At 73.9% G+C, this 12,419-nt stretch carries 12 protein-coding genes; 5 read left to right on the top strand and 7 right to left on the bottom strand.

Annotated elements, in window-relative coordinates:
* The first annotated feature begins 22 nt into the window (after positions 1-22).
* Positions 23-700 carry a sirohydrochlorin chelatase gene (locus BLV05_RS02815; protein WP_152690524.1) on the top strand — a complete coding sequence of 226 codons (678 nt, stop codon included), beginning with the start codon at positions 23-25 and terminating at the stop codon, positions 698-700.
* Position 701: 1 nt separating this feature from the next.
* Here the strand turns inward: BLV05_RS02815 and BLV05_RS02810 are convergent, their stop codons facing one another.
* The 6 genes from BLV05_RS02810 to ddaH all read right to left on the bottom strand — a co-directional run bounded on the left by BLV05_RS02810 (position 702) and on the right by ddaH (position 6,996).
* Complete coding sequence (locus BLV05_RS02810; RefSeq protein ID WP_046766551.1) at positions 702-1,214, bottom strand: hypothetical protein; 513 nt, start codon at positions 1,212-1,214, stop codon at positions 702-704.
* Positions 1,211-2,356 (bottom strand): hypothetical protein, encoded by a 1,146-nt coding sequence (locus BLV05_RS02805; RefSeq protein ID WP_046766552.1) that lies wholly within the window; start codon positions 2,354-2,356, stop codon positions 1,211-1,213. The genes BLV05_RS02810 and BLV05_RS02805 overlap by 4 nt, the downstream gene beginning before the upstream one ends.
* A gap of 37 nt (positions 2,357-2,393) precedes the next feature.
* Positions 2,394-4,685 carry a S8 family peptidase gene (locus BLV05_RS02800; protein ID WP_160312697.1) on the bottom strand — a complete coding sequence of 764 codons (2,292 nt, stop codon included), beginning with the start codon at positions 4,683-4,685 and terminating at the stop codon, positions 2,394-2,396.
* Entirely contained in the window at positions 4,682-4,858 is a 177-nt protein-coding gene (locus BLV05_RS36415) for a hypothetical protein (RefSeq protein ID WP_160312698.1), read from the bottom strand. Before BLV05_RS36415 ends, BLV05_RS02800 begins: the two co-directional genes overlap by 4 nt.
* Before the next feature lie 60 nt (positions 4,859-4,918).
* Positions 4,919-6,136 (bottom strand): ornithine--oxo-acid transaminase, encoded by a 1,218-nt coding sequence (rocD, locus tag BLV05_RS02795; RefSeq protein WP_046766772.1) that lies wholly within the window; start codon positions 6,134-6,136, stop codon positions 4,919-4,921.
* Positions 6,137-6,198: 62 nt separating this feature from the next.
* The gene (ddaH, locus tag BLV05_RS02790; protein WP_046766773.1) at positions 6,199-6,996 is read right to left on the bottom strand and encodes a dimethylargininase; all 798 of its coding nucleotides are present in this window, start codon (positions 6,994-6,996) and stop codon (positions 6,199-6,201) included.
* A 213-nt stretch (positions 6,997-7,209) separates the two neighbouring features.
* Between ddaH and BLV05_RS02785 the strand changes: the two genes are divergently transcribed.
* Positions 7,210-7,683 (top strand): Lrp/AsnC family transcriptional regulator, encoded by a 474-nt coding sequence (locus tag BLV05_RS02785; protein ID WP_046766553.1) that lies wholly within the window; start codon positions 7,210-7,212, stop codon positions 7,681-7,683.
* Between the two features lie 184 nt (positions 7,684-7,867).
* Positions 7,868-9,196 (top strand): C40 family peptidase, encoded by a 1,329-nt coding sequence (locus BLV05_RS02780; protein ID WP_157524180.1) that lies wholly within the window; start codon positions 7,868-7,870, stop codon positions 9,194-9,196.
* Between the two features lie 10 nt (positions 9,197-9,206).
* Here the strand turns inward: BLV05_RS02780 and BLV05_RS02775 are convergent, their stop codons facing one another.
* The gene (locus BLV05_RS02775; RefSeq protein ID WP_046766555.1) at positions 9,207-9,704 is read right to left on the bottom strand and encodes an inorganic diphosphatase; all 498 of its coding nucleotides are present in this window, start codon (positions 9,702-9,704) and stop codon (positions 9,207-9,209) included.
* A 117-nt stretch (positions 9,705-9,821) separates the two neighbouring features.
* Here BLV05_RS02775 and dacB point away from each other — a divergent pair, with 117 nt between their 5' ends.
* A complete protein-coding gene (gene dacB / locus BLV05_RS02770) occupies positions 9,822-11,153 on the top strand; it encodes a D-alanyl-D-alanine carboxypeptidase/D-alanyl-D-alanine endopeptidase (protein WP_052762037.1) in 1,332 nt (443 codons plus the stop codon).
* Positions 11,154-11,310: 157 nt separating this feature from the next.
* Positions 11,311-12,417, top strand: coding sequence for a zinc-dependent metalloprotease (locus BLV05_RS02765; RefSeq protein WP_046766556.1), 1,107 nt, complete (start codon positions 11,311-11,313; stop codon positions 12,415-12,417).
* Positions 12,418-12,419: the final 2 nt, after the last annotated feature.

Here is a 12,419-nt window from a genome sequence, read left to right as displayed (position 1 = left end):
GAACATCGCGCAGACTTGTCCCGTGACTCTCATCGCCGTGGCGCACGGGACGCGTGCCCCCGAAGGCCCCGTCGTCCTCGCCGCCCTGCTGGACCGCGTGCGTCTGCTGCTGCCGGGGGTCGACGTGCGGGTGGCGTACGTGGACGTGATCGGGCCGACGTTGTCGTCGGTGCTGGCGTCGGTGCCTGACGGCGAGCGGGCGGTCGTGGTGCCGATGTTCCTCGCGTCCGGCTACCACGTGCGGGTGGACGTCCCGTCGGCCGTGGCGGAGGACGGCGGGCGGGCGATCGTCACGCCGGCGCTCGGTCCGGACGCGGCCGTGGTGGCGGCGGTGGAGGCGCGGCTTCGGTCGGCCGCCGACGCCTTGCCGTCCGCCGTCGTGCTGGCCGCCGCCGGCTCCTCCGACGCATCGGCGCTGGCCGAGGTGGACGTGGCGGCGTCGCTGCTGTCCTCCGCTGTCGCCCGCCCGGTCCAGCCCGCCTACGTCACCACGGCGTCGCCGTCCGTGCCTGACGCGGTCTCGTCCCTGCGCGCCGCCGGCCACCCGACCGTCGCCGTGGCGTCGTACCTGCTGGCGCCGGGGCTCTTCCAGGAACGACTCTCCACCGCCGGCGCCGACCTCGTCGCCCCGCCGATCGGCCCGCACCCCCTGGTCGCCCAGCTGATCGCCGACCGCTACCGCGCCGCGGCGGAGGGCTAGGTCACGGCTCCCGCAGACCCGCCTCGGTGAGCCGCGCCAGCCGGTCCGCATAGTCCGCCGGCTCCGGCCGCACGTTCTCCATCTCGCCGTCGGGGGTGGCTGTCACGGTCGCGGCGTCGAGGCCACGGGCGGCCAGCCATGCGGCCGCGCCCGGGCTGCTGTCCTCGTCGTCCTCGCCGACCGCGTGCAGCAGGTAGTCGGTGAACCGCACACGACCCCAGCGGTCGAGCGGCACCGGGTACGGGTCACCGGGTGCCGGCTCCGGCCCGAACGCGTCGAACCAGATGTCGCGCAACCACTCGTCCATCCCCCACTGCGACTCGTTGCGCCGAGGGGGCAACGAGGACTCCTTGATGTGCGTCGCCAGTTCGGCGCGGAACTCGATGAAGCCCTGGTTGCCCTCGGCCAGCCACTCGGGAACGCGCTCACACCCCTCGATGTAGGAGTCGGCCTCCTGCGAGGTGTCGCTGAACCAGGCGAACCAGCTCCGGAAGTTCGTGGAGCGCGGGGTCACGTCAATTCCTCCAGCCGGACGTTGTCGTGGGCGGGCTCGCCGGTCGGATAGTAGGTGGTCATCGACCAGGTTCCCCGCTTCTTGAAGATCAGCCGCACGCCGGCGTCGGATCCGTCCTGGAACGGATCGTACGGAACGGTGTGCACGGGCGGCAGGCACTCGCCATCCTTCTTCATCGCCGAGTTGCGCAGCTTGCGCCAGTCCTTCGCGGCCGGCACTGTTCCCGTCCCGGCGCCGCGGACTCCGGTCACGTCGCCCGGCGCGAGCCGCGCCCGCTCGGCGTCGATGAAGATCGGGGCGATCCCGGCGGGGAAGTGCTGGTCCAGGAGGCCGTCGAGGCCACCCGGGTGGCGAGCGGCGGCATCGAGGAAGACGCCGAGTGGGCGGGCGAAGGCTTCCGGACTGCTGAACCGGCTCGCCTCGATGCCGGCCGCGTGCTCGGACACTACCCGGCCGTCGGGGCGGACGCGCCACTTGTCGGCCGAGTCGGTGCCGTGGTCGGGCGGGCGGGTCCAGCCGGCGCGGAGTTCGAGGTCGCGGTCGCTGACCTGAGGACCGTGGATCTCCACCGCATGACAGTTCGGATGCGACAACCACTCCCGCACCAGCTCCCGATGCTCCGGCGCGACCGCCGCCACGATCAGGGAGCGGGCGGCGTCGACGTCCACCTGCAGCGCCCCGGGATGGGCCGCGGCGTCCGCCTTGGACACCGCGCGCCCGCGGGCCAGGTCACCGAGCACCGTCGCCACGTAGGAGCGGGCGAAGCCCTCGGAGAACGCCGCGAGGAAGGCGCGGTCACCGGGACCGGCGAGCGGCCCGGCGTCCAGGGGCGGCAACGGCGGCAGCTGGTGGTGGCCGACGGCGAGGAGGTCGAGGAGGGCGTGCACCTCGGTGGCGATCGCCATGCGGGTGGCCGTCGCCACCGCGGCCAGCTCGTCGGGCAGCCGCGCGCCGACAGCCGCCGCCTCGTCGGCGACCCGGCGGGCGAGCGGGTGCCGTCCGGCTCGGGCGGTCTCGGCCGGTCGCACCGCGGCCGTCGCGACCCGGGCGGCCACCTCGTCGAGCCCGCGTTCGGCGTCGGCGCGGGCGCGCAGCAGTCCCTCGACCGCCTGGCGCAGCACGCTCTGGCCCGACCCGCTCACACCCGCGAAAGTCCCCGGCGTCCCGCTCCTGTGACGGCTACGGCCACGGAACCTCGGTGGTGGTCGGTGTCGCCCATGGACCGTCGGTGATGGGCCCGAGCTCGTTCGCCGACGGGTCGCCGGTCAGCGGCGGGTTGAACCCGCCCTGCCCGTCGATGCCCGCCACCAGCCAGCTCTCAGCCGTGTCGTCGTCGATGCCCTCGAGCGGCCGGGCGCCGATGGGCGACTCGTCGATCTCCTGCCACCGGCCGCGGTCGAGGCGCCACAGCCCGTCCGGCTGGAGGGCCGAGCAGTCGCTCGCGGCCACCTCCATCGTCGCGTAGAGCGCCTCGCCGTTGAAGAACACCTCGTCGAGGATCAGGTCCTCGGGCACCGGCGCCACGGCGAGCTCCGTCAGGCCGGCGGCGTCGAGCACCGTGACCTCGGCGCCGCACGCGCCGTAGCCGGTGACGACGGCGACCTGCGCGCCGTCGGCGGCCACGGCGATCGGCGCCTGCGGTGAGCCCATGACGTCGGCCGACAGCTCGGCGGCGCCCGACGCCGGATCGAGCAGCCACACCCGCTCCGACGCCTGCGCGCCGCCGGACTCGTGCACCAGCAGCTGCCCGCCCACCGCGCCGAGCAGCGTCTTCGTGCCGACGGCGTCGGCCGGGAAGGTCGGCGTCGTCGAGGCCACCTCGTCAAGGGTCGCCGCGTCGTACCAGGTCATCGTGCCCGCGTAGTCCATGCCGACGACGAAGTCGCCGGTCGCGCCCTCGACCTCGACGTCCTCGAGGAACGCCGGCCGGCTCTCGGAGCACCAGCCGCACGGTGCCTCGACCAGCGCAGACCCGTCCCAGGCGAACAGCTCGCCGTCGTCGGCGCCGACGAGCAGCGACCCGTCGGCGGTCCAGTCGAGCCAGCGCACGGCCGTCCCGGGGTCGATCGTCCGGACGGGGCCGACCTCAGCGCCGTCGAAGGCGAACAGCTCGTCGTCGCGGACGAAGGCCGTGCGCGTGCGGTCCGCGGGCGGCGACGTCGCCGGCGGCGCCCCGGCCAGGACCTGCTCCAGCGCGCCGGCGATGTCCAGGAAGCCGCGGCCGACGCCGCGTCCTTCGCGGTCGCCCTCGTCCAGCCGATCGAGGTCGGCGGTGTCGAGCAGCGCCTGCCCGATCTCGTCGCCGGAGGCCTCGGGCGCGGCGGCTCTGATCAGCGCGGCCGCGGCGGCCACGTGCGGCGCGGCCTGGGACGTGCCCTGGAGACTCTCGTACCCACCGCCGGGGTAGGTGGAGAGCACGCCGGTGAACAGGTCGCCGCCACCCGGTGCGACGAGGTCGATGTCCTCGTTCCGGGTCGAGTACCCGGCCAGGTCCAAGTCGTCCTGGACCGCGCCGACGGCGATCACGCCCGGCAGCGAGGAGGGGGTCTGCCGCTGGTTGACGTCGGCGCAGTCGGTGAGCGGCGACGGTCCGCAGTTGCCGCCGGACGAGACCACGACCACGTCGTTGCTGACGGCGAAGTACACCGCCGCCGCCTCGACCTCCAGGTCCTGGAGCTCTTCGACGTCCGGCGCCGCCGGGATCGGCCCGCCGAAGGACATGTTGACCGCGTCGGCGCCGTGGTTGACGGCCCAGGCGAGGCCGGTCGGCCAGCTGGGCCCGGCGTCGTTGACGTCCTTCAGCCGGACCGGCACGTCGAGGACGCTCACTCGCGGCGCGACCCCGATGATGCCGCCGTTGTCGCGCCGGGCGGCCGCGATGCCGGCGACGTGCGTGCCATGGCCGTCCGGGTCGTGCTCGCCCTCGCCGGGGTAATGGCGGCGCTCCAGGACGGCGTCGCCGAGGTCCGGGTGCGTCTCGTCGACGCCGGTGTCGAGCACCGCGAGCACGGCGCCGTGGCCGTCCGGCCAGGGCAGGTCCGGTGAGTCCTCCTCGGCGCCCAGCCGGTCCAGCGACCACTGGTCGTCGCGGCGGTCGTCCTCCTCGTCGAGGCCGACCTCGCCGACCACGCCGGCGGCGACGACGCCAGGCTCCTCCAGCAGTTCGGCCCGCCGATCGTCGACCTCGTCAGGGGCGACGTACTCGGTGGCCGCGACGAGGCAGTCGTTCTCGTCGACCCGCAGGACGTCCAACGCGACCAGGGACTCGTCATCGGGCGCGGCGACCGGCTCGTCCGGGCAGTCGGGGCTCGGCTCGGCGCGCTCGATCAGCGCCCGTTGCTCGTCGCTGAGCGCGTCGCTGAGCGTGGCGCTGGGGTTGTCACCGTCGTCACGGGTGACCAGCACGACCGCGACCGCGGCCACGATCGCGACGACGACGGCGGAGATCCCGAGCAGCAATCGGCGGTTCACGGCTGCCGCTTGACCCGCTCTCCCGGCGGCAGCGGCTCGTTGTGCACGACGACGTCGAACTCGCCGCGGATCTCGATGCGTCGGGCGTCGCCGTCGGCGGCCTTCAGTGCTTGGGCCCACACGGCGGGGTTGACGCGGAGAACGGTGACCTCGTCGTCCGGCTTCTTCGGCACCGGGTCACCGTACGCCCGTCAGGTGTCCTTGAGATGACCGCCGCGTGGATGTGTCGACCGTCACGCTCCGCGCGCCGCCAGCACCCGGCCGAGCGCGTCGACCGCGAGGTCGATCTCGTCGCGGGTCACCACCAGCGGCGGCGCGAACCGGATGGTCGAGCCGTGGGTGTCCTTGACGAGGATGCCCTCGCCCAGCAGCGCCTCGCACGCCTCGCGGCCGCTCATCAGCTCGGGGTTGATGTCGACGCCGGCCCACAGCCCGCGCCCGCGGACCTCGACCACCCCGCGCCCGATCAGGCCGGACAACCGCGCGTGCAGGTGCGCGCCCAGCTCCACGGCGGCGCGCTGCCACTGCCCGGTCGACAGCATCGCGACGACGGCGCGCCCGGCCGCGCAGGCCAGCGGGTTGCCGCCGAACGTGCTGCCGTGCTCGCCGGGGTGGATGACGCCGAGGACGTCGCTGTCGCCGACCACCGCGGACACCGGGACGACGCCGCCGCCCAGCGCCTTGCCGAGCAGGTAGAGGTCGGGCACGACGCCCTCGTGCTCGCAGGCGAACGTCGTGCCGGTGCGGCCGAGGCCGGACTGGATCTCGTCGGCGACGAACAGCACCTGCCGCTCGTCGCACAGCCGGCGCACCTCGGCCAGGTATCCGGCCGGCGGCACGACGACGCCGGCCTCGCCCTGCACCGGCTCGATCAGCACGGCCACCGTCGTGTCGTCGATGGCCGCCGCCATCGCCGCCGCGTCGCCGTACGGCACCACCCGGAAGCCAGGCGTGAACGGCCCGAAGTGGGTCCGCGCGACCGGGTCGGTGGAGAAGCTGACGACGCTGATGGTGCGGCCGTGGAAGTTGCCCTCCGCGACGATGATGGTGGCCTGGTCCACCGGCACGCCCTTGACCTCGTAGCCCCACTTGCGGGCCACCTTGAGCCCGGTCTCGACCGCTTCGGCGCCGGTGTTCATCGGCAGCACGAGCTCTTTGCCGGCGAGGTCGGCCAGCTCGCGGGCGAACGGGCCGAGCACGTCGTGGTGGAACGCGCGGCTGGTCAGCGTGACCCGGTCCAGCTGCTCCTTGACGGCGGCGACGATGTCGGGGTGGCGGTGGCCGAAGTTGACCGCCGAGTACGCCGCGAGGAAGTCGAGGTAGCGGCGGCCCTCGACGTCGGTGACCCACGCCCCCTCGGCCTCCGCGACGACGACGGGGAGCGGGTGGTAGTTGTGCGCGGTGCTGCTCTCGACGAGGGCGATCGCGTCCTGGGTGCGGGTGGCCTGCATGGTCTGATCCCCCTTTCCCTTGCGCGACTCGCGGCTGTTAGCGACCTCGCGGTCAGCGATCGTCATGAGATCTCCTCGGCGGTCAATGGGGCGTGCAGTTCAAGAGTGGCGCACTTGACGCCGCCACCGGACTTCAACAGCTCGGACACGTCGACCGGGACCGGCTCGAACCCGGCCCGGGCGACGGCGTCGGCCAGCTCGCGTGCCTGAGCGGCGAGCACGACGTGCCGTCCGTCGCTGACGGCGTTCAGCCCGAGCACCAGCGCGTCGGCCTCGGTGGCGACGATCGCCTCGGGGAACAGCGTCGCCAGGACCTCCTGGCTGGCCGGCGCGAACGCCGGCGGGTAGTACGCGATGGTGCGCCGGTCGAGCACGGCCAGCGCGGTGTCGAGGTGGTAGAACCGCGGGTCGACCAGCTCGAGCGGCACGACGGGGACATCGAAGACGGCGGCCAGCTCGGCGTGCGCGGCGGGGTCGGACCGGAACCCGGCACCGGCCAGGATCCGCCCGCCGGCCCAGGCGAAGTCGCCTTCTCCTTCGTTGACGGCGACCGGCTCGGTGACGGCGACACCTGCGGCCCCGAGCCAGGCCCGGTGCGCCGGCGCCTCGTCGGCCCGGACCAGCTCGCGGAACCGGGCACCCAGCGCGCGGTCGCCGACCACGAACGCGCCGTTGGCGGCGAACACCATGTCCGGCAGGCCGGGCCGCGGGTCCAGCTGGTGCACGCGGTGCCCCAGCCGCTCGTAGGTCGCCCGCAGCGTCTTCCACTGGGCGAGCGCACGGTCGTGGTCGACCGGCCGGGCGGGGTCCATCCAGACGTTGATCGAGTAGTGCACGGCGAAGTGGTCCGGGCGGCACATCACGTAGTCGCGGGTCGTCGCGACGCGAGGGCCGGCCGACGGGAGCCGGGTGAGCTCCGGGGCGTCGTTCACAGTCACATCTGAAAGGTAGGGCGGGGCCCTGGTGGCGATCGAGACCGTTCTGTTGCGCGTATGGATGCACAACGTTGCGTCCGCTCTCGAACGGACGGCGATTCGTTGCGCGCGGTGGGCGCGAACGGGGACGATCGCCCCATGACGACACTCGACGCGCTGGACGAGCAGATCATCCGGGTCCTCATGGCCGACGGCCGCGCGAGCTACGGCGCCATCGGGGCGAAGGTCAGCCTGTCCGCGCCGGCGGTGAAGCGGCGGGTCGACCGGCTGCGCGCCCGCGGCGTCGTCACCGGGTTCACCGTCAGGGTCGAGCCGGCCGAGATCGGCTGGAGCACCGAGGCCTACGTCGAACTGTTCTGCAACCAGCGCACGACGGGCGCGCAGATCGCCCGGCGCGTGCAGACCTACCCGGAGGTCGTCGAGGCGTTCATGGTCACCGGCGACGCCGACGCCCTGCTGCACGTCTTCGCCGGGAGCATGCAGCACTTCGAGCGGGTGCTGACGGAGATCTCCGCCGAGCCGTTCGTGGCCCGGACCCGCAGCGTGCTGGTGCTGTCGCCGCTGCTGCGCCGGGTCCAGGCGCCGCGGACCGACGTGGCCGCCGACGCCTGACTTCGACCGGGTTGTCCTGCGCGTTCCCGAATTACACGTGTGTGGTTTGTCAAGGCGACACGCCGTGTGACTGGTGAAATTCCTGTGGTTCCTGTTCTCTGGCGTGACTTTATTGGCTACTGTGCTTCGTGGGACGCCAGGTACGGGGGAGGTTGCCAGAGTGCGAAACGGGATGTTGGCGGGGGTGTTCGCCACCGCTTTGGCAGCCGGCGTGGTCGGGCCGGCGTTCGCCGACCCGACCGTTCCCACTGAGTCCGACATCCAGGACTCCCGCGACGCCGAGGCGGCCGCCGCCGGCGACGTCTCGGCGCTCGAGGCCAGGCTCGCCGAGCTGTCGGCGCAGGTCGACGCGCTGTACATCCAGGCGGCCAAGGCGATCGAGGCGTACAACGGCGCCCGGGTGCTGCTCGAGCAGGCCACCGAGACGGAGCAGACGGCGCGAGCGGCGGCCGAGCAGCGCGACGCCGAGGCCGAGCAGGCCCGCATCGAGCTGGGCCGGATGGCGTCGGCGACCTACAGCCATGGCGGCCAGCTGGCCGGCGTCGGCATGGTGCTCGGCGCGGACGACGGGCAGGCGCTCTACGAGGGCATGGGCGCGCTGCGCGCCGTCACCCGCTCGCAGGTCACCATCGCGCAGCGGGCCCGCGACGCCAGGCACGACGCCGACCACGCCGCGGCGCAGGCCGCGACCGCGCTGGCGGAGCGGACGACGGCGGCCGAGCAGGCCGACGCCGCACGGGCCGCCGCCGAGGCCGCCGTCGCCGGGCAGGAGCAGGCGGTCGCCGCCGTCGAGGCGCAGCGCAGCACCGCGATCGCGCAGCTCGCCGCCGCCCGCGGCACCACCGTCGCTCTGGAGCAACAGCGCCAGGAGGCGCTGGAGGCCGAGCAGGAGGAGCTCGAACAGGAGCAGGCGGAGCAGGACCCGACGGAGCCGCCGGCGCCGACCGGCCAGCCGTCCGTCGGGCCGCCCGACGACCCGACCGTCCCGGTCGAGCCGACCACGCCGCCGCAGCCGACGACCGAGCCGAGCCAGCCGCCGCAGCCCACGACCGAGCCGCCTCCTCCGCCGCCCGAGCCGCCGCAGCCCACCGTCGAGCCGTCGCCGGAGCCGACCGAGGAGCCGGAGGAGCCCGATCCGGATCCGCCCGCCGACGGTGCCGAGGCCGCCGTCGACTACGCGTACGCCCAGCTCGGCAAGCCGTACGAGTGGGGCGCCGACGGCCCGGGCAGCTTCGACTGCTCCGGCCTCACCATGCGCGCCTGGGAGGCCGGCGGGGTCGACATGCCGCACTGGAGCGTCGCGCAGGCGCAACAGGTCGACCGCGTCTCGTACTCCGACCTACGCCCCGGCGACCTGATCTTCTGGTCCGACAACGGCCAGGCCTCCGGCGTGTACCACGTCGGCCTGTACATCGGCGGCGGGCAGATGATCCACGCGCCGCGGCCGGGCAAGGACGTCGAGGTGCAGGACGTCTTCTACTGGGTCGACCCGTCCTTCTACGGCCGGGTGTGACCCACCCGCATCAGTGCGGCAGGCCGCCGGCCTCGATGAGGCGACGGCGCGACGCCTCGATCTCCTCCTCGGCGGCGGCGCGGTCGACCCACGTGGCGCCCTCGACCGACTTGCCCGGCTCGAGGTCCTTGTAGATCTCGAAGAAGTGCTGGATCTCCAGCCGGTCGAACTCGGGCACGTCGCCGATGTCCTGGATGGTGATCTTCCGCGGGTCACCGGCCGGCACGCAGAGCACCTTGTCGTCGCCGCCGGCCTCGTCCTTCATCCGGAACATGCCGACGGCGCGGCAGCGGATGAGGCAGCCCGGGAAGGTCGGCTCCTCGAGGATCACCAGGGCGTCGAGCGGGTCGCTGTCGAGGCCGAGCGTGTCGTCGATGAACCCGTAGTCGTGGGGGTAGCGGGTCGACGTGAAGAGCCGGCGGTCGAGCCTGATCCGGCCGGTCTCGTGGTCCATTTCGTACTTGTTCCGGCTGCCCGCCGGGATCTCGATGGTGACGTCGAACTCCACCTGTACGTCCTTTACCTCTCAGCGTCCCGATGTGCTGGTCGGGTCCAGTCTCCCGTACGGTGATGTCGGCCGTGTCACGAGGTGAGGGGGGCGACGATGTGGAGGCGGGCCGGGATTGTGGCCGGCTGTGTCGTCGTGCTCGCGGCCGGTGCCGGGGTGGTGCTCGACCAGACGGCCGGGCTGCCCTGGACCGACGACGCCGCGGCGGCCGAGACGCCGCTGTTCCGCCCCGAGGCGCCGCCCGCGGCGACCTGGTCGCCCGCGCCGGGGGTGCTGGCCGCTCCGGCCACCGCCGGCACGGCGGGTGAGCCGGCCGTCGGTGACGTGCTCGCGCCCACGCTCGGCGTCGCCGGGCTGGGCGGGCGGGTCGGCGTCAGCGTCCTGAACCTCAGCACCGGCGCGCCGTCGTACGAGTCCGCCGGCGCCGACCCGCACACCCCCGCCAGTACCTTGAAGATCCTCACCGGCGCGGCGGCCCTCCACGCGCTCGGCCCGGACCACACGTTCACCACCCGGGTCGTCAGCGGGCCGGACCCGTCCGCCCTCACGCTGGTCGGCGGCGGCGACCCCACGCTCACGGCGGACGACGGCGCCGGCACCCGGCTGGCCGACCTCGCCGCGTCGACGGCGCAGGCGCTGACCGAGGCCGGCGTGGCGGCGGTGACGTTGTCCTACGACGCCTCGCTGTTCACCGGCCCGGCGGTGGACCCTGACTGGACGCCGAGCTACGTGCCCAGCGTCGTCTCGCCGACCACCGCGCTCGCGGCCGACATCATGGACCGGCCGGCCGACCCGCCGCTCGACGCGGCCGAGGAGTTCGCCGGCCTGCTCGCCGACCAGGGCATCGCCGTCGACGGCGAACCGGTCGAGGCCGCCGCGCCCGCCGACGCCGCCGAGCTGGCCGCCGTCGAGTCCGCGCCGCTCGCGACCGTCGTCGAGGACGTCCTCACCAGCAGCGACAACGACGGCGCCGAAGTGCTGGCGCGGCACGTCGCCATCGCGTCGGGTGCGGCCGGGACGTCCGAGGCGGCCGGCCCGGCGGTCGTCGCGGCGCTCACCGAGCTGGGCCTCGACGCGTCCGGCGCGACGCTGCTCGACGGCAGCGGGCTGGCCCGCGGCAGCGCGGTCCCGGCGGCGCTGATCACCCAGACGCTGGCCCTCGCGGCCGGACCGGACCACCCGGGCCTGCGTTCCGTCGTCACCGGGCTGCCGGTCGCCGCGTTCACCGGCACGCTTGCCGACCGGTTCGGCGACTCCTCCGCGGCCGGACTGGTCCGGGCCAAGACCGGCACGCTCACCGGCGTCAGTGCGCTGGCCGGCGTGGTGGTGGCCGCCGACGGCGTCGGCTACGCGTTCGCGGTGCTCGCCGACGACGTCGGCAACACGACCGAGGCGCGGGCCGCGCTCGACGACGTCGCGGCGGCGCTGGCCGGCTGTGGCTGTGCCTAAGGAGGGCCGGGCAAGACCGGCGGTGACAGGGGGCCGGAGGTCTCCTCGAAACCGTCGGTGCGAGGCGCAGGAACGGGGTGGCCGTACAGGAGCTTGCCCGGGCCGACGACTCCATGTGATTGGCGTCTCCTGGCGATCAGTGACGTAGCGTGGAGGTATGACGACCGCTGACGCCGCTCCCGACATGGTCGACTGGGATCTCGCGGTCGCGACTGCGCAACGACTCGCCGGTCCCGGCCCGGCCGTCACCGACACCGAGGCCCGCGAGGCGGTGGCCGAGCTGCGCCGACTCGCCGCCGAGGCCGAGGCGCACGTCAAGGGCTTCACCGGCCTCGACGCCTCGCTCGGCTACGCGCCGCTGGTGGTCGTCGACCGCGGCAACTGGGCCCGGGCCAACGCTCAGAGCATGCGCACGATCATCGCGCCGCTGCAGCGCAAGCTGCAGAAGGGCCGCGAGCGCACCCCGTTCCAGCGGGTCGGCCCCAAGGTCACCGGGCTGCAGACCGGCGCGCTGCTGGCGTTCCTGGCCAGCAAGGTGCTCGGCCAGTTCGACCCGTTCTGGTCCGGCCGGCTCGGCGGCCCCGACGACGGCGCGCAGGGCCGGCTGCTGCTCGTCGCGCCCAACATCGTCCACGTCGAGCGCGAGCTGGGCGTCGACCCGCACGACTTCCGCCTGTGGGTCACGCTGCACGAAGAGACGCACCGGGTGCAGTTCACCGCGGTGCCGTGGCTGCGCGACCACCTGGCCGGCGAGATCGAGTCGTTCGTCGAGGCCACCGACGTCGACCCCGGCGCGTTCCTGACCCGGGCACGCGAAGCCGTCCGCGCACTCGGCGAGAGCGCCCGGTCCGCCGATGGCGCCGGCTCGGTGCTCGACCTCGTCCAGACCCCGGCGCAGAAGGCCGTCCTCGACCGCGTGACGGCGTTCATGTCGCTGCTCGAGGGCCACGCCGACGTCGTCATGGACGGCGTCGGCCCCGACGTCATCCCGTCCGTCGAGACCATCCGGCGCCGGTTCCAGCGCCGCCGCTACTCCTCGGTCGGGCTCGACCGCACGATCCGCCGGCTGCTCGGCCTCGACGCCAAGATGCGCCAGTACCGCGACGGCGCCGCGTTCGTGAACGCCGTCGTCGACCGGGTCGGCATGGCCGGCTTCAACCGCATCTGGGAGTCGCCGGCCACGCTGCCGACCAAGGACGAGATCGCCGACCCGATCGCCTGGGTGCGCCGGGTGCACGGCCAGCCGGCGCTCGGCCACGACTGACG

Origin of the sequence: Jiangella alkaliphila (assembly GCF_900105925.1) — a bacterium.
Classification (GTDB): Bacteria; Actinomycetota; Actinomycetes; order Jiangellales; family Jiangellaceae; genus Jiangella; species Jiangella alkaliphila.
This window is presented reverse-complemented; position numbering and strand designations above follow the sequence as displayed.